We start from the raw sequence: 25,737 nt of genomic DNA, 5'->3' as shown, positions 1-25,737 counted from the left end.
TACTATGCGTACTTTGGTTATATAATCAAAGAACATGATGGAGCAGATTGGGAATATGAGCCTAGTGGAGTTGTGCAATACTTTGAAAGCGATGGGCGAAGTATCACTGATCTAACACTAAAAGTTAGAAAGCTTGATTTAGATCGTTATTATTGGGGAGGTATTACGGCTCGTTTTCTAAACGATCAAACCTTTAAGCCCTTATCAATCAGTCCGATGTTTGGATTGAAGTACAATGGCATTTATGCAGCCTATGCTTATCAGGTAAACATTAATGAGATACAAGGAGATCTAGCGACCTTAGCAGGTACTCATATGATCACCATTGGTATTGACTTCTCTTGTGTACGATCTAATTGTGGATGTACTAATTAGTGAAGTGCTTATTTGAGAAGATGCAATCGCGCTCAAATGAGCTAACTGAACTATCCTGACGAAGGTCAGGATCTCATCCAACAATACAAAAGTAAGCAGTATTCAGTTGGCAGTATGACCTTTAAACTGAGGACTGCCGACTATTTTTACCTAACATCTTAAATGTAAACCAACCCATAACTGCAATAATCAGGATCATCAGCGCCCACATCCACAACTTATTTTCGAATAATGGACTGGTGCTAGTCGCATCTTTTTTAATCAGTATTTCATCACCTAAAGTAAGGGCATTGAGTTGCGTTGGAATCTTATTGGTAAAAGAGGTAATGTCGTATCGTGGTGCATAGGCTTTCTCATTGCCATAGGCAAGAAAATAACTTGCTGGAGTAGTAAATCTAGCTACAAGTTCATGATCATATCCTGTCACCTTAAAATCATTAAATGTAAGCGGTACATTACTGCCATTTTCTACTGTAATTCTAATTTTATTGGTGATGGTACTCCTAAAACCAAATGAGATATCTTCAACCGAGCTTAATGTGGTTTGCCCTAAGGTTTGATAAAAATAGCGCCACCCTTTTTCAGTTTCTGTACTGTCTTTTAAATATTCAATTTTCATTGGGCGGTAGTAATCAAAGGTCTCATTCACCTTAAATGTTAATTGGCTAATAGGAACTGCGTGCGTCAACTCAAGATTGATGATGGATTGTTTAGTGTCCTTGTTTTGAGAAAAATCAGTTGCTTTTATGTCACAAGAACTACGTGAAGCATCCGTTATTTCATCTAGAACCAAACTTGCGCTGTTTAAAACGGGTTTGTCTTTCGTTTTAACTAGCAGGCGATAGTAAGTATAATTTGAAACAGGAAAATGCAGCGTGCTAAAAGTATAATCTGTTCTCTGATTCTTAATGGATAGTATCCGATAATCATCCGCGACTGTAAACCATTCTTTTTGATCTTGACTTCCTTCTAAATCGAGTTTCCAATCAAAATTCTCATTACTAAAATCGAGCGCTATCTGGTTAATAGCATCTTCAGTAGGTACTTTAAATGAAAAATAATGTCCGTTTGCATTAAATGAGGTATTCAATCGCTTAAAATCGATCGTTTTATCAACTCGTTTTCCTTTTAAAACTTTTAAAATATAAGGCGCTTCTATCGTGTCGCCATCCTTTGTAACACCAAATATCCTAATGCCATTTAAATTGCCTTTAAGCTGACTAAAAAGCTCAGGAGTTAAAGAAATCTTATGCCAATCTTCCGTTACGTTTTTCAATTCCCGTTGGTAGTCAAATGTCTTTATTTGAGCGTAGGCAGAAAACGAAATTCCAGCAAAAAGAAAGACTGCTATCTTATTCTTCAAGTTCATCAACAATGCGATTTTTGTATTTGTTATATAAGAATGAAATGATCAATAATAAAACACCAAGCGAAACAAAAACAATGGTTTTAGAGATGGTATTTAAATGCGAAATATCGTAAAAGAAGAGTTTTATTAAGGTTACTCCAAACAACACAATTGCGGCTACACGAAGATGTTTTTTATTCCTCCAGATACCAATTGCGATCATTATTAAGGAGTAAACACCCCATAAAATACTAAGACCTAATTTGTAGGATTGTGCCGATTCATAAATATCCATCCAATACAACAATTCACTACTTAGTATCCAAAGAATTGCGATATGTAAAACGAAATCGAAGATCATTTTAAAGTTGAACTTCATGAATTCTTGTCTAACATATATATAGGTTGTGTATAGCAAGGCAATCGGAAATATAAGAGATACATAACGAATGCCGAGATACCATTTACCAATATCGTAATAGCCTTCAGGATTGGCAGCAAGATATGTTTCACGCAACTCACTAATAAGGTATAGCGCTTCACCTAAAAACACCAGCAAGGCTAACACATTTAAGATAATGCCAATAACCCCTAAAACTGATTTTTTAAACCATTTGATATTGACCCATGAAAAGAGAATGAAAAACAGCAGCGAATAATTCAATACCCAAATAGAACGAAAATTCTTAAGATCATAATTGTAAACAGAGCGATCGTTAGCGTCGACTAAAAGTTTTGAATTGGCATATTTAATATCCCAAAATGCCGAAATTTCTAATCTAAATGCCATATACAACGTAATCAAAAACAGGACAGTAATAATATATGAGAACACCTTGTATAGTGACTTGCTAGTTACTTGAGTATCCTTTTCCGTATAATTTAAATAGGTCATAAAACCAAAACCAGAAAATACCAATACCGATGTTAAAAAATGAATATTAAGTATCGGACTAAATGATGATAAACCATTGCGCAAGTCATAGGAGTAATAAGCATCATACCAATCATGTATTAGGCTAAAAAAAGCTAGAAACGCCAGAACATAACTAATCTTTTCATATATCGGAATGTTCTTTTTCCGACCTAACCAGAAAAGAAGCGCGGTTTCAGCCGTCCAAAGTAAGGTTACCCAATTGCCGTCTAACTGCACCGGAATTGCGATCGTAATGAATGTGAGGACTAAGCCTGACACAAAATATTGCAGGTTTTTATTGGCTAAACTTCGTTTGTAAACAATAGCACTTACAATAAAATGCACTAAAGCATTAGCCAGGGTAAAAAAGCCTAAATACTGTTCGCCAGTTTCGTGATTTGACAAAATGGTATAACCAACACCAAAATAAATAAAGGAGTTGAATAAGATTAAAATAGTATCTACAACACCAAGCGATTCTTTTTTGGATAGTTTGTAGGCTAAGAATGTACCATAGAATAACAAAAAGAAGACCGAGGCAAAACCAAGTGCTAAGGTAAAATGATCATCGATGTTATAATCTAAAAAGAACCAGCTTAGGTATATAAGCCAGGTAAAACCAAATGCGGAGTAAAAGAGTGATTTCCAATATTTTTTAAATGAAATAATGAGAATACCCATATTAATAATAGCGATATAACTGAATAAAACCAGTGCATTGCCTGAATCGTTACTAAGTAAAAATGGGATTGCATATGCGCCCACTAGGCCTATATGTGCAATAATCGATCTATTGTAATTAATGGCGGCTACAACAGTAAAAATGGTGAAAATGACCATGAGCCCAAATGCCATGGTTTGTGGAATGAGCTCATAAAAACTATAGGCCGCAAAGGTGATGAAATACATGATCGATATTGCACCACTGACTAAAACTGCACTGTAGTTTTCGTAATTCTTCTTCAATTTCATTCCAACTGCGAGTAAACCAAACCCGGCAAGATATCCTAAAATGATCCGGGTAAGCGGACTGATTAAGTTGTTTTCAATAGAATATTTTGCACCAATAGCGACACCGATTACTAGAATAATAATCCCAATTTTGTTGATGAGGTTTTCGCCGATGAACTTTTCTAGATCCGATTTTTTCTTCGGTTTTTTAGAAATGTCTACTTGTGCAGGAGGCTCAGTTGATTGCTGAATAAGTTTATCCTGAATAATTTCTTCTTCGACGATTGGTTCAACAATAGTGTCGGTTTTTTCAGTAATAGACGGACTCTTTGCATCTTGAGAAGCTGACTCATCTCTTTTCGCTTTCAAGAGAAAAATTTCCTTTTTCAATGCATGAATTTCTTCTAAAAAAGATGCCTGCTTGTTATATAAATTCTCTAAGCGTTGTAACAGGATTACTAGTTGCTTTTGATCGTCGGTCATAAGTTAGTTGTCGTAAATAGGTATTACCAATATAACTACTTTAGATTAAACTCGATTTACATAATAGGTTCACTGACGTATAAAAGGGGTTTAAAGCGCGCTTAATTTTTTGGTGTGATTATTGTTATCTTGTATGCATCTTTATACCCTATGATTACAAAACGCTTATCGCTTCGTTCCCGAATTTTTGTCACCATGATCTTTTTGGTGGTTATCGCGTCGGTATTAATTGCATTGGTTACTATTTACCAATATCAAGAACAAGCTAAGGATTATAATAAAACGCGATCTGAACGAAAAGAAGAACAGCTTCAAAAAAATATTAAGTATGTCATTCAAAATACCACTTGGGAGCGGACATCGGATAGGTTAGGGCTTATTTTTAAGGATAAAATCCACCAAATAGCAGATGTTCATAGTGTACATTTTAATATTTATGATCTTGATGGGAATCTTGTTCAAAGTTCAAGAGCAAGTATTACCGATTTTACTGCGGAAAAAAAGATAGATACAGAAATTTTAGATGAATTAGCCGAAAGTGCAGAAAAACGAATTGTAAAGAAAAATAAAACGGCAGCTGGAGATATTCGCAACTCATATACCTATATCACCGACCTTAAGTTTAAGCCTATCGGAATTTTGAATTTACCGTATTATGAAGATGATTCATTTAGTAATATGGAATTAATTGAGTTCTTAAAACGCTTGGCGTTGGCATATTTATTAATGCTTATTACCGCAATTGGGTTAGCGTTTTTTATTTCAAAATATATTACCAAATCCCTTAAAACGATTAGCGAAAAAATTAACCAAACAGCGCTAAATAAGCGCAATGAGAAAATCACTTTAAAAAACCCTAGCGAAGAACTTTTTGGCTTGATCAAAGCTTACAATAGTATGGTTGATGAGCTAGAGGAAAGTGCCGTAAAGTTGGCAACTAGCGAACGCGAACAAGCATGGCGAGAAATGGCGAAACAAGTAGCACACGAGATTAAAAATCCACTAACTCCTATGCGACTAAGTGTGCAGAGTTTTCAAAGAAAGTTCGATCCTGAAGATCCTAATATCAATAAAAAAGTTGATGAGTATAGCAAGACACTTATTCAACAAATTGATACGATGAGTTCGATTGCATCGGCATTCTCCAACTTTGCCCAAATGCCAGCACAACAAAAAGAAACCTTAAATGTGGTTGAGATTGTAAAACTAGCATTGGATATTTTCAATGAAAATTACATTTACTTTTCCACTTCAGAAAAAGAAGTCATAGCCAAGTTTGATCGTACGCAGCTTATCAGAGTTGTAAATAACCTGGTCAAAAATGCCATTCAGGCAATGGAAGGAATTGAAAAACCAGAAATTTTGGTTGGAGTAACCCAAGATAATGGAAATGTAATTATCAAAGTTCAAGACAATGGTAATGGCGTTACTGATGAAAATAGATCAAGGGTTTTTGAACCAAAATTTACAACTAAAACAAGCGGAATGGGCCTTGGACTACCCATGATCAAAAATATCATCGAAACCTACCGAGGAAGCATCAATTTTGAGTCAGAAGAAGGAAAGGGAACCACTTTTGAGGTTATTTTTCCTAAGGAGTAGTTTTATTTCAGGAATCCTAAATTAAAGTCTCCCCTTGAGGGGAGATTTAGAGGGGTGTTAGTTATATTGTGTTGACACCCATCCCCAGCCCTTCCATCAAGGGAAGGTAGCCTTACTGTTTTTCACCTCAATTATTTTCTAATATTACACCAATAAAAAAGCGTTTCAGTTTTTACTGAAACGCCTTAATAGCCCGTTGTAATTAATTTTTTCTTCTTCAAAATGTATTAAATACTAACTGGCACCCGTATCTAAGAAGTAAATCTCAGATGTTTTTCGTACTCTTTTTTATTCATTGCTTATACCCATGATGCATAATGTTAATAAAGGTTGCGTGACTGCATTGTTTGCTGAAATCAGATATATTATTTTAGCATCAAAATCGATTAAAAATGAGTAACGAAAAAGACGCAAAATTAAAAGCACTGAAACTAACCCTAGATAAGCTTGATAAAACCTACGGTAAAGGGACAGTAATGAAGATGGGTGATAGAGTAGTTGATGATGTAGAAGCCATTCCTTCGGGTTCTTTGGGTCTTGATATTGCATTAGGTGTGGGCGGTTACCCAAGGGGGCGTATTATTGAAATTTACGGACCAGAATCATCGGGTAAAACGACTTTAACCCTGCATGCAATTGCCGAAGCTCAAAAAGCGGGCGGCATCGCAGCATTTATTGATGCGGAGCATGCTTTCGATCGGTTTTATGCTGAAAAATTAGGAGTAAATATTGATGAATTAATCATTTCACAACCGGACCATGGTGAACAAGGTTTAGAAATTGCTGATAACCTTATTCGGTCTGGTGCAATTGACATTATTGTAATCGATTCTGTGGCAGCATTAACTCCCAAAAGTGAGATTGAAGGAGAAATGGGAGATAGTAAAATGGGATTACATGCCCGTTTGATGTCTCAGGCGCTACGAAAGCTTACAGCGACGATTAGCAAGACCAATTGTACAGTTTTCTTTATCAACCAACTTCGTGAAAAGATCGGAGTAATGTTCGGTAACCCAGAAACAACTACGGGTGGTAATGCATTGAAATTCTATGCGTCTGTACGACTAGATATTCGTCGATCGACCCAAATAAAAAACACCAATGGCGATGTTATGGGTAATAAAACCCGTGTAAAAGTTGTCAAAAACAAAGTAGCACCGCCATTTAAAATGGCCGAATTTGATATCATGTACGGCGAAGGTGTATCTAAAGTAGGCGAGATTCTTGATATAGGCGTAGACTATGAGATCGTAAAGAAAAGCGGATCATGGTTTAGTTATAACGATACCAAGTTAGGGCAAGGGCGAGATGCAGTTAAAACCCTGCTGCTAGATAACCCTGAGTTATTAGAAGAACTAGAAGGCAAAATTAAAGATGCCATAGCTATTGTAAATGAAAAATAGTAGCAAAGAAGATAGTTTAATATAATTTTCTTACAAAATTCTCGAAAAGTCCCGTTTTTACGGGATTTTTTGGTTTTTAGCACGCAACCTTTTGTAATTTAGGTATCATAGGAAAAATAATTGTAAACAAAGTGAAGAAGATCCTCCTACTTTTTATGCTTATGCTAACTGTGGTTTCCTGCAGTTTAGATGATGATGAAGCAAACTTTCATTACGAGTTTGTGCCTGTTGTTGCAGCAGAATTCCCTGAAAATTTTGTATTGGGAAGCACCTATACTATTCCGGTAGAATTTGCGCGACCAACAGAATGTCATTTCTTTTCTAATTTTGCTTTTGAACGGCCTGACAACACAACAAGACGCATTGGGGTTGTAAATTCTGTCTTTACCGATAGAGATTGCCCAGAAACGACTGCAGAAGAAGCGGTTAAAGAAATGAGTTTTGATTTTATGGTAATCTACGAAGGTACGTACACATTCCAATTATGGAATGGTGAAAATGCCGATGGTAGTAATCAATATTTGGAAATTCAGGTACCAGTCGTGGCAGAAGAGCCGACATCAAACTAGCATCAATTTTAAATTGGTATAAAACAAACTAACTGTTGAGTTTAGATCAACTCATAAAACAATGCAAAAAAAGTGAGCTCAAAGCTCAGGAGCAGCTTTATCGGCTATTTTCCGGTAAGCTCTTTTCGGTATGCCTTAAATATTCCCGAAACAAAACCGAAGCGGAAGACAACCTTCAAGACAGTTTTATAACCATTTTCGATAAGATAGGACAGTATAAATTTAAAGGCTCTTTTGAAGGGTGGATGCGCAGAATAACTGTGAATACAGTAATGCAAAAATATCGTGCACAAGATGTATATGATATTGTAAACGAAAACGCCATTGAGGCTGTAGAAGTTGAAGTAGATGAAGAAGGCTTGTCGATGGATGTATTATTAAAAATAGTGCAAGAGCTTCCTGACAGGTATCGTATGGTATTCAATCTGTACGTGCTTGATGGGTATTCTCATAAAGAAATAGGAAAAATGATGGGGATTTCCGACGGGACGTCCAAATCTAATCTAGCCCGAGCTAGAAATATTTTGAAAGAAAAAATCGAATTATTACAAGAAAAAAAAATTAGTATAAAGTCCGTTTAAATGGGTGATAAAAAACATATCGATCGATTGTTTCAGGAGAAGTTCAAAGATTTTGAAGTTACTCCAGACAACGATCTATGGAACAGGATTCAGGATGAACTTGGCCATAAAAAGAAACGACGGGTAATTCCGTTTTGGATGCAGCTTGGCGGAATTGCCGCCGCTCTTGCTCTACTATTCATGTTGGGGTATAATCTGTTTTCAGGTGAAGAAAACAAGAATATCGAACCTCAAATTGTAAATGAAGACGTTAAAAAAGATTCTTCGCCAGCGTTAATTGAAAATGAGAACAATAGTGCAGACGAATTAATACAGAATACTATTGTTGACGAGAATGGAAATAATACGCCATCAAATAATGAATCTGAAGCGGTGGTAGCAGAATCTGATGATTCTAATAGCGAAAAAGGAAAAGATAGAAATAACAATCTAACTAGCAAGAAAATTAAGACCAATTTAGTTGTGGTTGAAAATAAGACTGACGGAAATCCTCCAACTAAAAAAGCGAATATAACAGACAAAACCATTCAACTTAATAAAAATGAAGGGGTAGCTGCTAACAATAATTCACCTGCTTTAAGAACAAAAGATATTTCTAAGGAAAAGGAATCTCTAACAAAGCATATCGATGACCCATTGAATACTGATGAGAAAAATGCGGTTGCAGCGGTTGTAGATAATAAGAAAAACGAAGCTAAAAATAGCAATGAACAAAATGCCATAGTCAATAAGGATGTTGAATTAAATAACAATACTGTTATTGCCAATTCTTATACAAAAGAAAATGAAGGTGTAAAAGAAGAAAACAGCCTTCCGTCTATATTAGATGCTCTTGACAAGGAAGAACAAAATACGGATATAGCTAAAGTAGAACCATCTATTGATAAAAAGTGGAGTGTAAACCCGATGGTGGCACCAGTGTATTACAATACCGTTGGCGAAGGGTCGCCCGTTCATTCTCAATTTAAAGACAATGCTAAAAGCGGAAACATCAATTTAAGTTATGGTGTTGGGGTAGCCTATCAGGTGAGTAAACGACTTAGTGTTCGCTCTGGTGTGAATGTTGTAAATCTTGGTTATGAAACCGAGGAAATTGCTTTTAGCGCATCTTTAGACGGTGGAAATCTTGAGACTATAAGTTATAATAGTAATACCTCTCGTTTAGATGTAAAAGATAGAACGCCGAGCAGTAGCAATGCTTTCGGTGACTTATCATCAGATGTGCCAAATGATGTAAACACAAACCGTGGGCCAGTAGAAACGCTCGGGGTAATGAATCAGCAGTTTGGCTATGTTGAAGTTCCTGTGGAATTAAAATACCGTTTGGTTGATAAGAAACTAGGGATTAATGTAATTGGCGGATTGAGTAGCTTGTTTTTAACAGACAATAATATCTCGATAGAATCGAATGATTTAATCACGAATGTAGGCGAAGCAAATAATGTGAACAATATGAGTTTTACTACCAATGTAGGTATTGGTATAGACTATGCCTTGAGTAATAATTTACAGTTAAATCTTGAACCTATTTTTAAATATCAGTTAAATGCGTTTAATCGCGAAGCCGGCGATTTTCAACCATTTTATATGGGCGTATATACTGGTATAAGTTTCAAATTTTAGTTGAAAATCAATTACAACTTAAAATATACTTAACAATTTGTTTCTATTGCACCCATATTTCAATATAAAATGAAAACGTAGCTATTACTATGCTTGAATTTTCTATTTCATCTGGGCACACTATAATTCAAATTGTTTTAAGCATCTTTTAAATCATAATTAATTTTAGTTGGTTAGGAAAGTCATTTATCAAAAGCAATGATGACTTGTACTAAGAAACCGCCCCTGGAGAGGGGTGGTTTTTTCTTTATAATCACATCCACTAAATTTAAATTGTAGTTAAACTTTCAAAATCGCTGTCTCCAAAGAATCATCAGAAGATAGACTCATCTTTTTACGTAATCTGTAGCGAGCTTTCTTTACTCCATCTGCTGTAACATTCAGAATATTGGCAATTTCTTTGTTTGTAAGACTCATTCGTAGCAGTGCCATAAGCCGCAGTTCATTTGTTGTGACATCAGGATATTTGTTTTTTACGTTTACACCAAAATCGGTATGCACTTTTTCAAAGTATTGGGTAAAGTGTTCCCAACTCGCTTCGTCTTTTAGATCAAAATTAATGGTGTTAATGATATCTCTTGTCTCACAACCACCTTCCATTTGCTCGACCTTACTTTTTAAATCGACCAGAATTTCATTCTTTTTAGCGAGATGTAAGGCATGAGTGGTCAGTTCTTTTTGTTTGTATTGAATTTCGGCATCAAGTTTTTCACGCTCTAAAGCTGCTCTTTTTTTACTTTCACGAAAACGAATCCACAATCCGCTTAAGACTGCGAGGACGGCTAATAGTCCGGCAGCCAGCAATCCTTTTTGTAGTTTGCTACTAGTTTCTTTTTCCTCTAAAAGGGCAATATTCTTTTCTTGAATCGCAATTTGAGCCTCTTTCTTTTCGGTTTCATATAGCTCCTGCCACTTTTTAATTTCCCGCTGCTTAGCTGTAAATCCAACACTATCTATTAATTTAGGCATATGTTCCCAAACGTCATAGGCTTTGTCTTTTTGACCACTTTTACCAAGTGCAAAACCATAAAGAATGAGGGAGCCAAGTACCTGTTCGTCAATAGCTCCTTTTTCTGATTCATAGGTATATGCCTTCTCAGCATATAAAACTGCTTTTCCGGCCCGATTGGTCTCTATATATCCCTTTGCCAATATTCGATTGTTTAGACTGATTAATGTAGGATCGTATATCTGTTGGGCTGCAGCCAGGCATTGCTCACTTAGAGTAATACTCTCTTTGTAGTTCTCTAATTTAGAGTGGGCATGTGATAAATGCGTTTTTGCGGTCCATTCTAAGTTACGTCCTTTAAAAAAGGTTACCGCTTCAGGGAGTTTCTCAACTACAGGTTGTGGCTGTACTAATGCAATCATTGCCAGACTCCAATTAACAAGACTTAAATAATACATTTCGTCATCGCCTTTGGAAATAGTCATGGATTCTTCAAGAGTGGTACGCGCTTCTTCAAAGTCATAATTACTTAAATAAATATTCCCCATGGTAAATACAATTCCAGCTTTTTGACGTTGTATGCCGGCTTTGTCGGCGTAGGGTTTTGCCTCTCTAAGAAGTTGCAAAGCCTCATTGGAGTTTCCTAGACGGTGTAGTAAGTCGGCACGTTGAATATAAACCTCGGCTATGGTTCGATTGTCATTAGATTCTTTTGCCCATTTCATGGCCACTTCACTTGTAGGTAGAATGCTGTCAATTGGCCCCATACGCGCAAAGGCATAGACTTTCTTTCTTAATATTGCTGAGGTAACCGTGGGATGATTTTGGCCTTGAGTAAGGCTTAGTCCTTTGTTGAGGTATTCTAAAAAAACAGGGAGTTTACCATACTGAGAATGACTTAATCCGATAACGTAATGCGTCATTGCTAGTGTAGAGTCTTTTTCTTTTTCCGCCAGTGCTAAAGCTTTCTCAAAAGCAATGTTGCAATCGGACTGTTTTGCCTTTAAACAAGCTTCGCCTTTATCAATTAGCGATTGAATATCTGGTTTTAGCTCCTTATGGTAATTTTGAGCAGCTATGGTTATAGAAAAGAGAAGACAGAAAAGACTAAGAACGCGCATATCAAAGATTTTGCTTCTTAAAGATACCGAATTTAATTAATACGTTATGAGTCAGTCACTTCAGACCTGCTCCACGAACGTCTGTGACTTCGCAGCCTTACTAAGTTTAATGAGATAAACAAAGGCATATTGCAGTTTGTAACTTTATGTCAACATTATAATGAACAAGGATAGAAATTGAGATAGCTATGTGGAGGTACGAAGTTGTAAGCTTCGTGTAGCAGAGTCTTAAAACTACTGATGACTGCCACTGCCAACTGCAGACTTTTTTCAATCAATAACCTCAGCGATATCCCGCCGACTTAACTGGACCACTTTTAAGATCATCGGGTCCTCTTCATTCAAAATCTCTTCGTAGGCGTTGTCGCCAAATAAATGAAGTCCGATAGTGGCTTTTAAATGCGTCTTAATAATGGGACGATATAAAGCATTATCGATATTAAAACTGCGAGCATCAGCATATTTTTGAAAGGCCGTGATCAGCTGCTCAGAAATAACATCTGTTTGAAAAAAGCCTTCTTGACCATACTCTAAAAAGTGCTCACGACGATTCTTTTCATCTAAAAATTCAAATACATATTGATTAGTCAATCCGCTGCGTAAAATGGTCTTTAATGCTTCTTCGTTAATCGATGATTGTAATGGAACAAATACATCTGGAATGATTCCACCACCGCCATAAACGATTTTACCTTTAGGAGTTTTGAATTTTAAACTATCAGCAATTTTAATACTGTCCATACTTTCTAATTCGCCATTACTAAAGCGCTCATAGAAATCATCGAAATAACTTTTATTCCCATTTTTGTACGATCGCTGAATCGACCGTCCTGTTGGTGTATAATATCTAGAAATCGTTAATCGAACTGCCGAGCCGTCGCCTAGCGCCATTTCTCGTTGTACTAATCCTTTTCCGTACGATCTTCTACCCACAATAGTGCCTTTATCATTATCCTGCAATGCACCGGCAATAATCTCACTTGCTGATGCTGAGTTTTCATTGATCATGACATAAACCTCGCCATCTTCAAAATCTCCTTGTTTGGTAGCAAATGACTTATTCACCTTGCCTTTGTTATTCTTGGTGAATAAAATGAGCTTATCATCTTCTAAAAACTCATCTGATATTTTTTCGGCAATACCTAAATAACCTCCTGGATTATCTCTTAAGTCAAGTGCAATTTTGGTTGCACCTTTCCTTTTTAATGCTTTTAAAGCCGTTTTAAATTCTTTGTAAGTCGACTCCGCAAAACGATTGATTTTAATGTAACCTAGATTAGACGTCAACATATAATAACCGTCAACACTTTTAATAGGAACATGATTTCGCTTAATATCAAAGTTGAGTAGGGATGCCTGTCCTTTCCGAAGTACTTTAAGTTGTACTTCACTTTCTGAAGCTCCTTTTAATCGCGAAATGATATTTTCGTTACTAAGGCGTTTGCCATATAAGGTATCTTTATCCGCAATAAGAATTCGATCACCACCTTTGATTCCTGCTTTTATACTTGGCCCACCTTCTAACGGACGAATAACACGTATCGTATCGTATTTTACATAAAAACTTACCCCAATACCAACAAAGTCTCCTTTCATACTCTCCGTCACATCTTGCATATTTCTAGCGGGAATGTAGACCGAATGTGGATCGAGCTTATTGAGAATGTTATTGACGGTTACATCAACAATACTGTCAGTATCGACTTCATCAACATACTCATAATCTATATAATCAATAAGGCGATTAAGCTTGTCTTTTTTTGAATTCGATGAAAATAGTTTTTGAGAAGAATCAGTAAAATTTAACCTACTGCCAAGTAAGATACCCACTGCAATAGCAAGGGTCAATAAAAACGGAATATAAATTTTATTAATTTTCAACGGATTCTTTTCTTTTTCAGGCTACTACAGTTCAGCAAGGTGTTTTAATTGAACGCCTGCTTTTTTCAAAAATTGTAAACCAGAATCATCTTTATAGGCTTTTAGAAAAACTACACGTTTTATTCCAGCTTGATGAATCAATTTACTACACTCCTTACAAGGGGAAAGCGTTATATATAAAGTCGCCCCTTCAGAGCTTTGCGTTGATGCGGCAACTTTTAAAATAGCATTGGCTTCGGCATGTAAAACATACCATTTTGTAAAATGTTCTTCGTTCTCACATTCATTTTCAAAACCGGTTGGTGTGCCATTATAACCATCAGAAATGATCATTCGACCCTTTACAATTAATGCTCCGACTTGTTTTCTTTTACAATGCGATAATTTTCCCCACTCGACTGCCATTTTTAAATAGGCACGATCGTAACGCTCTAACTTCTTGTCTGTCATAAACTAATATTCGCCCATGACGGCGAAGCTTATAAAATTAAGAGGTTTGCAAGGTATACACAAACCACTTCTTGTTAATTTTTTACCAAATATCACTCTCGATAATCATAGGGATTACGGCTCCTAAAACCATAGCAGAGACAATTAAGATCCAATCGCGTTTTGAGAGTTGTACTATTTCTTGGAAAATGGCTGCTATACCCAATACAAATAACATGACTATTAACTGCGATGCTTCAATGCCTAACGCAAATTGAACAAGCGGCCATAATTTTGACGGTTCGTTACCAATAATTATTTCAAAGTAACTTGAGAATCCGAAACCATGAACCAATCCAAAAAACAAGGTCGCTACAATTAGTAGCCAGCTAACTTTTCCTTCGATCTTTCGCACATTGATCATATTGTAAAGTGCAGTCAATAGAATAGTAACCGGAATTAAGAACTCGATCCAAGTTGAATTGAATCTAAGTACATCAAATGCAGCCAACGAAAGTGAGATACTATGCCCTAAGGTGAAAATAGTAACCAAAAGCAAGGCTTTCTTCCAACTCTTAAAGGTAAAAGGGACGGACAAGACCATTAAAAAAATGACGTGATCGTAGGCATTTATGTCAAGTACGTGCTTTAAGCCACGTGTAAAGAATACTGCGTTTTCTATAATCATTAGTCTTTAGAGCGTTTAAGCCATTCGTCCCAAATATAGTGCGCTTTTCTTTTATTTCCGTCACCATCTAGCAGCCCATTATCTTTCCATATTAAGAGTGTTGCATCTGGGTTGGTACTATTTTCGTACAGCTTGTCATAATCACGATATACAAACCATGCAACAAATTCAGCATTTAGTTCATTTGCGTGGTTTAGTAAGCTCGTTGTATACGTTTCTTGCCATGCTTCTGATCCTTTAACGTTTAAATTGAAATCGTTGATGACAAGATCTTCGGCAATATATCCGGTTTCAGAAATCGCAAAAGGTTTTGAAGGGTCCAGATCTCTAAAATCGGTTAGCCAGTTTTGTTTATGAAGATCAGGATTAGCATCCATATTTGGAAAATCATAATCCCAAAAAGGATAACTACTCATTGCGATAAGGTCAGAGTATGGAAGTAATTGATTGGTGAGTGAAAGCAATTCTGTGTGATTTTTATTAAATGACCTATCTTGAAATGACAAGAAAATAGGAATGTCAGGAAATGTAGCTTTTAATTCTGTATATACTTCTTCTACTAACACTTTATAGGCGTTAAACTGACTTGTGTTTTCTAAAAATGATGAATTAACTTCGATTCCGTATCCAAAGTAGTCGGGTTGCGATATATTTATTACCCGCTTGCAATAGTTAGTATAGGCATTAATCACATCTGGGTCGTCAAACGATTTCTCTTGCCAAAAAATGGGCAAAGATTCATGTTCGCCTTCATTATTCCAATACCCTGCAAGCTCATTTCTCTTTTGTGAGGTAGGTGTGGCCGTAACTATATACTTATGAGAAGCTGGTAAATTAGTTTTAAATGTTACTAAAGTGTTCTGAACTTCTTCAGGAAAATCTGTTCCGTTTAGTGCCTCATCCCAAGGCACACCAAAATCTAAGTGGTTTAAAGCAATATCGCTATTCTGCAAGGTCGTTTCATAACTTGTTAAAAGCGCCTCTATCGTATTGTCAAAAGGGAAAGGTGTAAAACCCATATAAAAAGACCGGTTTAAAGCGCTTTGATCATCCTGACCAGTATCATTGTCCTTTTCGCAACACAATAGCGCCAATGCAAGAAGAAAAAATAACATTTTACGTACCATTGTACAAAATGATTAAGTAGTTATTAAATACATAACTCGATCTCGCTTAGATTTATTTTAGAAGCCTCGTTCTTGTTGTATTTGTTCGTAGGCTTGCTTCACCTTTCTAAACTTTTCTTCAGCACCTTTTAAATGTTCCTCCCCTAGATGCTGCACTTTATCAGGGTGGTATTTTTTGGCCATGGTTCTAAACGCTTTTTTTACTTCATCATCAGTGGCATCTTTTTCAATTTCGAGAATCTTGTAAGCATTATTGGTATCGCTGAAAAACATGGCTTTTATCGACTCAAAATCGCTTAGATTAATGTACATATAGCCCGCCATTTTGCGAATGCTGTTCACTTCATCTTCGGACACATGACCATCTGCTTGCGCAATGCCAAATAGGTAATGAAGCAGTTGCAGTCGACTTGCATGATCCATATTGCGTTGTATTTGCATACAGATCTGTCGTGTAGAAATGCCTTTTTTCTTCATAATTCCGTTGAAGAGTTTAAAAGCATTGTTAGCCCGTTGCTTTCCGTACATGCTCACGAATTGTTGGCGCACGTAGTCCAACTCCTTTTGGTCGGTTTTGCCGTCGGCTTTTATTACAATTGCAGATAGCATTAATAAGCTGATCTCAAAATCGCCTGATTGAGTAGTCTTTTCTTGTGGTCTTCTGCTTGTAGACCTTTTTGAATGAACACGTTTGGGTCTTTTCGATGTTTTCTGACCATCGAACTCGTCAAAAAATGTAGATGCCCCACTATCGAGTGCATTGCCAACAACCCAACCAATTATTGCGCCAATCGGCCCGCCAAAAGTCCACCCTAAGCCAGCACCAATCCACTGTACGAAATTCATAAAAAATATTTTGGTAAATATACTAGTTTGTATCAGTTAGTAGAAGACTCAAGCAAAGTGTTACGTTCTTTTAGATAGATTTAACAAGAGTGAGAAAGTCGGGTTAAAAAACACGCTGATTATTGCCTATCTTTGCACTTTAATTGTTTTAAAAGAAATACGATATGTATCCACCAGAATTAGTAAAACCAATGCGCGAAGATTTAACAAGCGTAGGTTTTCAAGAATTATATACAGAGGCAGATGTTGATGCAGCTATTGCAAAAGAAGGAACAACTCTAGTAGTTGTAAATTCTGTTTGTGGTTGTGCTGCTGCAAATGCTCGCCCGGGAGCTAGAATGTCACTTCAAAATGCAAAATCACCAACTAATTTAGTGACTGTTTTTGCAGGAGTTGATAGAGAAGCAACTGATAAGGCAAGAGGTTATATGATCCCCTTCCCTCCGTCATCACCAAGTATGGCGTTATTTAAGGATGGAGAATTGGTTCATATGTTAGAGCGTCATCATATTGAAGGACGCCCAGCAGAAATGATAGCAGAAAACTTAATCGAGGCTTATAACGAGCACTGCTAGACCTTTTCCGTTAAAGAAAATGAACCCCAATAGTGACAAACTATTGGGGTTTTTATTTTAATTCCTATTTTTCTTGTAGAACTTGGATTGCTTGCGTAATCCAATCTTTCTGATTGTCAAAATAGATATCAGGTGATATTCCGATTACTTCATATTTGCGCTGTTCTTGATATCTCGTCATTGTACATGAGAGTGTAAAATTATAACAAGGAGTTTGTACAGTCCCCACCTCACCATAACCAACATAACCTCCAGAGTTTTCACCAACTAAAACCGATTTATCACTCTTTTTTGCCCAAAACAATAGGGTTTCGCAAGAGCTAGCGCAATTTCGATTTGTAATAACAACCACTTTTTTTATCCAAGGCGCAGTTTTATTTTTATTAAGCCTGACTTTCCTTCCTTTAGAACGCGGAATCCAACTATAAGGCTTTGCCTTTTTCATTTGCATAACCTCATTTTCAAACCACGCAACATCATCGTTGCTGTAGTTTTCGGGATCTTGCTTTGCGGCAACAGTCCATTTCTCCCATATTTTTAAGTTATCTGGAGTGACCCATAGGTCTACCTTATCTGTTTCGAACGGATTAGAATATATGTATTTTAATAATGGATTAGCGTTCGTGTCGCTCCCCCCTCCATTATTTCTGACATCTATAATTAGATAGGGCGTACTTTTAAAATTTGGTAGTGCTTCTTGATATAATGAATCTATTTTGGCACTATAACCACTTGAGAATGTAGGAATTCGTATATATGATATACTGTCCTGTATTTTCTTATAACTAAAGCCTTTAGGCGCATTAATGGTTTCGTCATTGTAAATGGGCAATGATGTTTTAAACCAACTCGTACCCAAAACACCACTTATTAGTGAAAAATTGGGATAAAATTTAATGGAGTGATTACGTAAATAAACCAGCGCTTCCAAGCCACCAGTTTTTTTCTTTTTTATTTCCATTTTTACTTGGCCTTTGTCCCAGATGGCCGATTTCGATTCGATAATAATTGCTACATAATCCCTTAACGCTGTTTTATTGGGAATTATCATTACAGTATAACTGCTATCTTTTGTTTGATAAATACCTCGTACATCATTAACCGGGTATTGTTTTATCTCTTGATCGGATAATGCTATTGACTCTCGAGATAAGAATAGCGATGATGATTTGAATTTAGAAACGGAGTCAGTGTTTTTTTCATCAGGATAGGACATTCGCATATAGATAGACGAATGATTGTCTTTAAAAAACTCTACATATTGGGTCAGTATCTTAAAACAGTCTAATTTGTATGTGGTTTTCCTTGCCTCCGTTGCTAAATCCTTTTTAAACTGATTATAGTCCGATGTGTTTTTTGAGGTTACATTGTCTTTAAAACCGGGTAAGTTTCGTTCGTAATAAGAAGTTACGAAATCCAATTCTTTCTCACATTCACACTTTGATTGAGCTGAGGTTATACCATTAAAGGAGAAAAGAAAAGAAAGTAGAATAATAATTCGGCTCATTACTTTTTTATTTTAAGGACTAAGCGTACATTAGATTGTTACACTTTTGGCTCTAATAATGCGAAAAATTCTAGCATACCCTTTAACCGTTATTTACTTCATTTTCTTTGGATTAACATTGGTTGTTTTTCACCCAATACAGTGGATTTGTCTGCGAGTTTTTGGATACAAAGCACATAAGATTAGTGTTGATTGGTTGAATTTTTTCTTGCTTCGATGTCTAAATCTTTTGGGAACTAGATTCTCATTCAACAATCCACATAAAATTCCAACAAATCGTCCTTGTATTATAGTGGCGAATCATCAAAGTATGTACGACATCCCGCCTATTATTTGGTATATGCGCAAGCACCATGCAAAATTTATAAGTAAAAAGGAATTAGGAAAAGGTATACCCAGTATTTCCTTTAACTTGAAACATGGTGGTGCAGCATTAATAGACCGGAAGGACCCAGATCAAGCGCTTAAAGCGATTCAGGCTTTAGCCGCATCATCTGAACAGAACAGTCGGTCTGTAGTTATCTTTCCTGAAGGGACACGCAGTAGAACCGGGCATCCTAAGAAATTTCAAACAGGAGGGCTAAAGGTCTTATTTAAGGGAATTCCAAGTGCTCTTGTGGTTCCAATAAGCATTAATAACTCCTGGAAAACACTACGTTATGGCAAATTTCCAATGGGAATTGGTACGCATATGAAGTTTCAGGTTCATGAGCCAATTGAACTAAAAGGAAAAGATCACGATACATTAATTAATCAAATTGAAGAGACGATAAGTAAGGCAATTACGGTATGAGCGATTCAGAAATTATAGAAGAAACGATTCAATTTGTAAAAGAAACCTTAGGTGATGCCGAAGGTGGGCACGATTGGTTTCATATTCGTCGTGTTTTCAAGAATACGCTACTTATCGCAAAAGATGAAGACGTAAATTACTTGGTTGTAGGACTGGGCGCATTATTGCACGATATTGCTGACAGTAAATTCCACAATGGGGATGAAACAATCGGACCTCTAGTGGCGCGGGACTTTATGAAAAGTATCGGCGTTGAACGAGCAGTGATTGATCATGTAGTAAAGATTATTGAAAACATCTCATTTAAAGGTGGAAATGAAACTCAAAAATTCAAATCACTAGAACTTGATGTAGTTCAGGATGCCGACCGCCTAGATGCTATTGGCGCTATAGGGATAGCTCGATGTTTTAATTACGGTGGATTCAAAAATAGGCTTTTGTATGATCCCGATATTGCTCCTAATATGAATATGACTAAAGAGGAGTATAAGAAAAGCAATGCACCAACGATCAATCATTTTTATGAAAAGCTCTTGTTACTAAAAGACCGAATGAATACCGAAGCAGGTCGCAAAATTGCTGAAAAGCGCCATGAATATATGACGGGTTTTTTAGAGCAGTTTTATGCAGAATGGGATGGGATAAAATAGTGTGCAGTTGGCAGTCACAGTTAGTAATAAATTAAGTTGAATAGTATTTTACGTGAAAGGAATATTGATTTATGAAATACCTAAAACCCCACTTTATAATTTTAGCGCTTGCATTTATAGCATTCGCTGCCTCTATTTTTGTTGGAGAAGAGGTTCTTGACATCAACATTCACTCAACATATTACATCATTCAATATTCCCATATATTGCAATTGATAGGTTTTATACTGGGCTTTTTAGGCTTTTTGCTATTTAGTTTACGCAGGCGAAGAGTAAAGTAACTTAGGTTCTATCCTAAAGACATTAAATACTTTTTAGGCGTAGTCCCATATTTCTTTTTAAAACCTGCTATGAAATGACTTGCGGTACTATACCCAATTTTCAGCCCTACTTCATTTACATTATGATCACCAGTTTCTAACATTTTTCTGGCGTACTCCATTTTATAATCAAAAAGAAAGCTATAGACTGAATCGCCATAAATTTGCTTAAAACCTTCCTTTAGTTTCTTCAAGCTTAGGCCAATTTCGTCGGCTAATTCTTGTAGCCCTGGAGGCTCGGCCATGCGTGCGATGACGATATCCTTCGCTTTTCTGATTTTTATGACGTTTTCCTCATCAACTAAAAATGGACAAGCTTCTATCGCCGACTCATCTGACCGGTTAAAGAACAAGCTTAATAATTCATATGCTTTTCCTTTATAGTATAGCTTTTTAATACTTTCATTTAAACCAAAACCCACTATTTGGTTTAATACCATTAGCATCGCAGGCTTTATCAAACCATCTTGGTAGTACTTTTTATCTTGATTTTCGCCACTTAAAAAACTGATGTAACCAGCCTCTTCAGAAAATAGTTGGTGCAGCTTTTTAATAGACATGATTAGTGAAACCACAACACTTTTTGCTTCCACATCAACATTTAGAGGCAAATCTCTCTGTGGATTGTATAGCAACAAAGAATGCTCATTTTTAAGCTCAATACTATATCGACCATTATTGAAAATAAAGCTGCTATTTCCTTTTAAACAGAAGTGGAATTGTACATAACTACTGTCAACTTCTCGAATGATTTTTTGTGTCTGTTTTTGATTATTATCAATCACTAACAGAACAAAACCATCATCAATTAGAGTTTCGTTATTAGCTCTTTGAGCGGTATTTTTTAGATTAATATTCATGGTAATATCAATATTTTATTTAGAATTGTTCCAAATAAACAACATTATAGGGGGTGTTTAACCCCCTAAATTTACTGTGTTTTTCCTGACTTTTATCATTTTTTGATCAGATTTTCTTTAAGCGGTATAAAAAGTACTTCTAGCGTTATTTTTTAAACCTAAGTACGGATATTTTTGTGGTCGATTAAACAGACTTCAAGATTTGCAAATTACTCACCACAAGCAACATAGCTTTTACGTCATCGGGCTCAACTATAAAAAGGCCGATGCCGACGTGCGTGGGCATTTTAGCCTGAATGACGAAGGTATACAACGCTTACTTAAACGCGCCAAAGAAACAGATATTGAAACCCTCGTTGTGGTTTCAACTTGCAATCGAACCGAATTATATGGAAGTGCTCAGCACCCTTATAAGCTGATAAAATTATTATGTGAGGTTACCGTAGGTTCGGTAGAGGAGTTTGAAAAAGTGGCCTATGTTTTAAAGAATAAGGAAGCCATTTCTCATTTATTTAATGTGGGTACTGGGCTTGATAGCCAAATTCTAGGCGATTTTGAGATAATTGGCCAACTTAAAAAAAGCTTCCGACTGGCTAAAGAACATCATCTTGTAAATGCCTATACTGAGCGTTTATTCAATTCGGTTATTCAAGCGAGTAAACGCATTAAGAACGAAACACAAATTAGTAGCGGTGCTACCTCAGTTTCATTTGCATCGGTACAATATATACTGAGTACTGTTCCTAATGCCTCCGACAAGAATATTTTGTTGTTTGGTACCGGAAAAATTGGGCGAAATACTTGCGAGAACCTAGTAAAACATACTAGAAACCAACATATTACTTTAATTAACAGGACTAGATCTTCTGCTGAGCTAATCGCAGGAAAATTCAATTTATTGGTTAAAGATTTTGAAGATTTAGAGACTGAAATCAGGGCAACTGATATTTTGGTGGTGGCAACCGGAGCACAACAACCAACCGTATATAAGGATATGATCGATCCTAATAAAAATATACTGGTACTTGATTTATCAGTCCCGAAAAATGTTGATTCTCAGGTTGGGGAATTATCAAATGTAAAATTGGTTCATTTAGATGACCTTTCGAAAATTACTAGTCAGACACTCAATAATAGAAGATTGCAAATACCCGCGGCAAAAGCAATCATCGAAGAGATTGAACAGGAATTTACTGATTGGTTAGAAACACGAAAATTTGCTCCTACTATTAAAGCACTCCGGAATAAACTACAGGAATTAAAAACAACAGAGCTGCGTACCCAAAAGAAAAAGGTAAAAGATTTTAATGCAGAACAAGCCGATGTTTTTGGTGACAAGCTCATCCAAAAAATCACCAACCATTTTGCGAGTCACTTAAAAGATGATTCTTTTGAAACTGATGACAGTATCGAAATAATCAAGCAGGTTTTTAACCTCGATAAAGCCAATTAAACCATGACGAAAGTGATACGAATTGGCACCCGAGATAGCGAGTTGGCCATGTGGCAAGCGCGCTTCGTAAAAAATATCATTGAGCATGCAGGTTATAAAACTGAAGTTATTCCTTTAACCTCAGACGGTGATCAGAATCTTGATCAGCCACTTTATGAAATGGGAATTACTGGTATTTTCACCAAAACACTCGACATCGCTTTATTAAATAATAAAATTGATGTTGCAGTACATAGTATGAAAGATGTGCCCACGGTATTGCCCAACAATATTTCTCAAGGAGCTGTTTTACATAGAGCTGCAAGCACCGATATTTTAGTCCATAAAGGGGTTGATTTTTTAGAAGGCGAAGGCACCATCGCAACGGGAAGTTTACGCCGTAAAGCGCAGTGGTTAAACAAATATCCCCGACACCAAGTGGTCGATTTAAGGGGAAATGTAAATACGCGACTCCAAAAATTGGAGGATAGTGAGTGGAATGGTGCCATTTTCGCATCAGCCGGACTTGATCGCATCAATAAAAAGCCAGATAATCATATCGTTTTAGATTGGATGATTCCGGCCCCAGCGCAAGGTGCTATTATGGTCGTACATCGTTCAGATGATTTAGAATCGCAAGAAGCATTGTCAAAAATTAATCACCGTATCACTGAGGTTTGCACTCACGTAGAGCGACAGTTTTTGAGTGTGCTCGAAGGAGGTTGTACAGCTCCGATAGGTGCATTAGCGACAAATAATGGTGATAAGCTAAATTTTGTAGGTGAACTGATCTCTTTAGACGGAAAACGTAAAGCGCGAATCGAAAAGCAATTTCCTTTTGCCTTAGCCAAAGATGCGGGTAGAATATGTGCCATGAAGATTTTAGAAGATGGTGGCGCTGAGTTGATGGAGGAGATTAAGACGGCAATGAAATCGTAAGAATCTCATTAAATTAAGAAAATGAGAATCCTCTCCACCAAAAAACTAACACAATCTCAAAAAGAGTTATTGCTAAACGCAACTATTAGTTTTGTGGAGTACGACAGCATTCATTTTACATATGAAATCCATAAAGCAATAGAAGCATTTAATGATATTATAGTCACTAGTAAAAACGGGATTATAAGTTTATTAAAGAACAATGTTTTGACTGGACTGAAGAACAAAAACTGGTATTGTGTTGGAGAGAAAACTGCACAAGCTTTAATCGAAAATGACATAAAACCAATCGAAATTGGTGAAAATGCAGTGAATTTAGCTCAAAAACTGGTTAAAAATCATCAAAAATCATCATTTGCCTATTTCTGCGGAAATTTGAAAAGAAGTGAGCTTAATAATATTTTAAGTAAAAATGAAATTGAATTAAATGAAATTGAAGTCTATCAAACGCACTTCAATGATAAAAAAATAAATGGGGATTTTAATGGGATTTTATTCTTTAGTCCAAGCGGAATAAAGAGCTATCTTAAACAAAACTCAATAGATCAAGAAATGCTTTTTTGCATTGGTAATACCACAGCAAAAGAAGCCAAAAAGCATACAGGTAATATTATTATTTCAAACAAACCAACAGTAGAAAATACAATCGTTCAAGTAGTTAAATATGCTAATAGTGAACGGCCAACAGAAACCTAAGACAAATTAGAACAAATCCTGATTTTACAGGAAATTATATATGGAAGCACTTAAAAACGACCTATTCCTAAAAGCCTTAGATGGCGAAACAGTAGAAAGACCACCAGTATGGATGATGCGTCAGGCAGGGAGATATCTGCCCGAGTTTATGGCATTAAAAAAGAAATATGATTTCTTTACACGTTGCCGTACACCGGAATTAGCATCGGATATAACGGTACAACCTATCGATATTGTTAAACCGGATGCAGCCATCTTGTTTTCTGATATTTTAGTAATACCTCAAGCAATGAATATTGAGGTAGAGATGAAAGAAGGAATAGGCCCTTGGTTACCAAACCCGATTCGTTCGCAAAAAGATGTCGACCAAGTGATCATTCCGAATGTGAATGAAGAACTTGGTTATGTGATGGATGCTATCAAAATGACCAAAGAAAAACTAGAAAATCGTGTTCCCTTAATTGGGTTTGCAGGTTCACCTTGGACGATTTTATGCTATGCGGTGCAAGGACAAGGTTCTAAGAATTTTGATTTAGCAAAGGGGCTTTGTTTTTCACAGCCAGAAGCGGCGCATCAATTACTTCAGAAAATAACTGATACGACAATAGCTTATTTAAAAGAGAAAGTAAAAACGGGAGTAAATGCAGTCCAGATTTTCGATAGTTGGGGCGGTATGTTATCACCAGTAGATTATCAGGAATTTTCTTGGCAGTACATGAACCAGATTGTAGAAGCTTTGGCTCCATTAACCAAAGTTATCGTCTTCGGAAAAGGATGTTGGTTCGCTATGGAGACCATGGCAAAAAGCAAGGCTTCGGCATTGGGTGTAGACTGGACATGTTCTGCGCGAAATGCTCGTTACCTGTCCGGAGGAAATATCACCTTGCAAGGTAATTTTGATCCATCACGATTGCTATCACCTATTCCAGATATCAAAAGAATGGTCAAGCAAATGATCGACGAATTTGGTAAGGACAAGTATGTAGTAAACCTTGGACACGGAATTTTACCCAATATTCCGGTTGACCATGCCAAGGCATTTATCGATGCTGTAAAAGAGTATAGTGCTTAAT

At 36.4% G+C, this 25,737-nt stretch carries 23 protein-coding genes; 13 read left to right on the top strand and 10 right to left on the bottom strand.

Going from position 1 to position 25,737, the window contains the following annotated elements; all coding sequences use genetic code 11:
- The coding region (locus tag GWK10_RS17955; RefSeq protein ID WP_164033711.1) for a type IX secretion system membrane protein PorP/SprF at positions 1 to 375 on the top strand (375 nt) is incomplete at its 5' end.
- A gap of 121 nt (positions 376 to 496) precedes the next feature.
- Here the strand turns inward: GWK10_RS17955 and GWK10_RS17950 are convergent.
- Both GWK10_RS17950 and GWK10_RS17945 read right to left on the bottom strand, forming a co-directional pair.
- Positions 497 to 1,744 (bottom strand): DUF3999 family protein, encoded by a 1,248-nt coding sequence (locus GWK10_RS17950; RefSeq protein WP_164033788.1) that lies wholly within the window; start codon positions 1,742 to 1,744, stop codon positions 497 to 499.
- A complete protein-coding gene (locus GWK10_RS17945; protein ID WP_164033787.1) occupies positions 1,728 to 4,073 on the bottom strand; it encodes a DUF2339 domain-containing protein in 2,346 nt (781 codons plus the stop codon). The genes GWK10_RS17950 and GWK10_RS17945 overlap by 17 nt, the downstream gene beginning before the upstream one ends.
- A 195-nt stretch (positions 4,074 to 4,268) precedes the next feature.
- On the opposite strand from GWK10_RS17945, the gene GWK10_RS17940 reads away from it, so the two are divergent.
- The 5 genes from GWK10_RS17940 (at position 4,269) to GWK10_RS17920 (ending at position 9,851) form a co-directional block, all read left to right on the top strand.
- Positions 4,269 to 5,675, top strand: coding sequence for a sensor histidine kinase (locus GWK10_RS17940; RefSeq protein WP_164033792.1), 1,407 nt, complete (start codon positions 4,269 to 4,271; stop codon positions 5,673 to 5,675).
- Between the two features lie 392 nt (positions 5,676 to 6,067).
- A complete protein-coding gene (recA, locus tag GWK10_RS17935) occupies positions 6,068 to 7,078 on the top strand; it encodes a recombinase RecA (protein ID WP_164033786.1) in 1,011 nt (336 codons plus the stop codon).
- Between the two features lie 131 nt (positions 7,079 to 7,209).
- On the top strand, positions 7,210 to 7,647 hold the full coding sequence (locus GWK10_RS17930) for a hypothetical protein (protein WP_164033785.1): 438 nt from the start codon (positions 7,210 to 7,212) through the stop codon (positions 7,645 to 7,647).
- 35 nt (positions 7,648 to 7,682) lie between these two features.
- Entirely contained in the window at positions 7,683 to 8,228 is a 546-nt protein-coding gene (locus GWK10_RS17925; protein ID WP_164033784.1) for an RNA polymerase sigma factor, read from the top strand.
- On the top strand, positions 8,229 to 9,851 hold the full coding sequence (locus tag GWK10_RS17920; RefSeq protein WP_164033783.1) for an outer membrane beta-barrel protein: 1,623 nt from the start codon (positions 8,229 to 8,231) through the stop codon (positions 9,849 to 9,851).
- Between the two features lie 279 nt (positions 9,852 to 10,130).
- Here GWK10_RS17920 and GWK10_RS17915 read toward each other — a convergent pair whose 3' ends face one another.
- The 6 genes from GWK10_RS17915 to GWK10_RS17890 form a co-directional block, all read right to left on the bottom strand.
- Entirely contained in the window at positions 10,131 to 11,921 is a 1,791-nt protein-coding gene (locus GWK10_RS17915) for a tetratricopeptide repeat protein (protein ID WP_164033782.1), read from the bottom strand.
- Between the two features lie 270 nt (positions 11,922 to 12,191).
- A complete protein-coding gene (locus GWK10_RS17910; RefSeq protein WP_164033781.1) occupies positions 12,192 to 13,802 on the bottom strand; it encodes a S41 family peptidase in 1,611 nt (536 codons plus the stop codon).
- 24 nt (positions 13,803 to 13,826) lie between these two features.
- Positions 13,827 to 14,252: a deoxycytidylate deaminase gene (locus tag GWK10_RS17905; protein WP_164033780.1), complete on the bottom strand. Its 426-nt coding sequence runs from the start codon at positions 14,250 to 14,252 to the stop codon at positions 13,827 to 13,829.
- A gap of 82 nt (positions 14,253 to 14,334) precedes the next feature.
- Positions 14,335 to 14,919 (bottom strand): HupE/UreJ family protein, encoded by a 585-nt coding sequence (locus GWK10_RS17900; RefSeq protein ID WP_204263170.1) that lies wholly within the window; start codon positions 14,917 to 14,919, stop codon positions 14,335 to 14,337.
- Positions 14,919 to 16,046: a glycoside hydrolase family 26 protein gene (locus GWK10_RS17895; RefSeq protein ID WP_164033779.1), complete on the bottom strand. Its 1,128-nt coding sequence runs from the start codon at positions 16,044 to 16,046 to the stop codon at positions 14,919 to 14,921. Before GWK10_RS17895 ends, GWK10_RS17900 begins: the two co-directional genes overlap by 1 nt.
- 57 nt (positions 16,047 to 16,103) lie before the next feature.
- Positions 16,104 to 16,892, bottom strand: coding sequence for a molecular chaperone DjiA (locus GWK10_RS17890; RefSeq protein WP_164033778.1), 789 nt, complete (start codon positions 16,890 to 16,892; stop codon positions 16,104 to 16,106).
- Positions 16,893 to 17,056: 164 nt separating this feature from the next.
- Between GWK10_RS17890 and GWK10_RS17885 the strand changes: the two genes are divergently transcribed.
- Positions 17,057 to 17,467, top strand: coding sequence for a BrxA/BrxB family bacilliredoxin (locus tag GWK10_RS17885; protein WP_164033777.1), 411 nt, complete (start codon positions 17,057 to 17,059; stop codon positions 17,465 to 17,467).
- 64 nt (positions 17,468 to 17,531) lie between these two features.
- Here GWK10_RS17885 and GWK10_RS17880 read toward each other — a convergent pair whose 3' ends face one another.
- Positions 17,532 to 18,974, bottom strand: coding sequence for a S41 family peptidase (locus GWK10_RS17880; protein ID WP_164033776.1), 1,443 nt, complete (start codon positions 18,972 to 18,974; stop codon positions 17,532 to 17,534).
- Between the two features lie 58 nt (positions 18,975 to 19,032).
- On the opposite strand from GWK10_RS17880, the gene GWK10_RS17875 reads away from it, so the two are divergent.
- Both GWK10_RS17875 and GWK10_RS17870 read left to right on the top strand, forming a co-directional pair.
- The gene (locus GWK10_RS17875; RefSeq protein ID WP_164033775.1) at positions 19,033 to 19,767 is read left to right on the top strand and encodes a lysophospholipid acyltransferase family protein; all 735 of its coding nucleotides are present in this window, start codon (positions 19,033 to 19,035) and stop codon (positions 19,765 to 19,767) included.
- A complete protein-coding gene (locus GWK10_RS17870; protein WP_164033774.1) occupies positions 19,764 to 20,417 on the top strand; it encodes an HD domain-containing protein in 654 nt (217 codons plus the stop codon). Before GWK10_RS17875 ends, GWK10_RS17870 begins: the two co-directional genes overlap by 4 nt.
- 289 nt (positions 20,418 to 20,706) lie before the next feature.
- On the opposite strand, the gene GWK10_RS17865 is transcribed toward GWK10_RS17870, so the two are convergent.
- Positions 20,707 to 21,597 (bottom strand): helix-turn-helix domain-containing protein, encoded by an 891-nt coding sequence (locus GWK10_RS17865; RefSeq protein WP_164033773.1) that lies wholly within the window; start codon positions 21,595 to 21,597, stop codon positions 20,707 to 20,709.
- Between the two features lie 202 nt (positions 21,598 to 21,799).
- Between GWK10_RS17865 and hemA the strand changes: the two genes are divergently transcribed.
- The 4 genes from hemA to hemE are packed head-to-tail and all read left to right on the top strand — an operon-like array spanning position 21,800 to position 25,736.
- Positions 21,800 to 23,050, top strand: coding sequence for a glutamyl-tRNA reductase (hemA, locus tag GWK10_RS17860; RefSeq protein ID WP_164033772.1), 1,251 nt, complete (start codon positions 21,800 to 21,802; stop codon positions 23,048 to 23,050).
- Positions 23,051 to 23,053: 3 nt separating this feature from the next.
- Positions 23,054 to 23,968 carry a hydroxymethylbilane synthase gene (hemC, locus tag GWK10_RS17855; protein WP_164033771.1) on the top strand — a complete coding sequence of 305 codons (915 nt, stop codon included), beginning with the start codon at positions 23,054 to 23,056 and terminating at the stop codon, positions 23,966 to 23,968.
- Positions 23,969 to 23,989: 21 nt separating this feature from the next.
- Complete coding sequence (locus GWK10_RS17850) at positions 23,990 to 24,664, top strand: uroporphyrinogen-III synthase (RefSeq protein WP_164033770.1); 675 nt, start codon at positions 23,990 to 23,992, stop codon at positions 24,662 to 24,664.
- Between the two features lie 40 nt (positions 24,665 to 24,704).
- On the top strand, positions 24,705 to 25,736 hold the full coding sequence (hemE, locus tag GWK10_RS17845) for a uroporphyrinogen decarboxylase (protein ID WP_164033769.1): 1,032 nt from the start codon (positions 24,705 to 24,707) through the stop codon (positions 25,734 to 25,736).
- Position 25,737 lies beyond the last annotated feature (1 nt).

It is taken from the genome of Spongiivirga citrea (assembly GCF_010671565.1).
GTDB lineage: Bacteria > Bacteroidota > Bacteroidia > Flavobacteriales > Flavobacteriaceae > Spongiivirga > Spongiivirga citrea.
The sequence above is the reverse complement of the archived record's forward strand: the minus strand, read 5'-3'. Positions and strand labels throughout refer to the sequence as shown.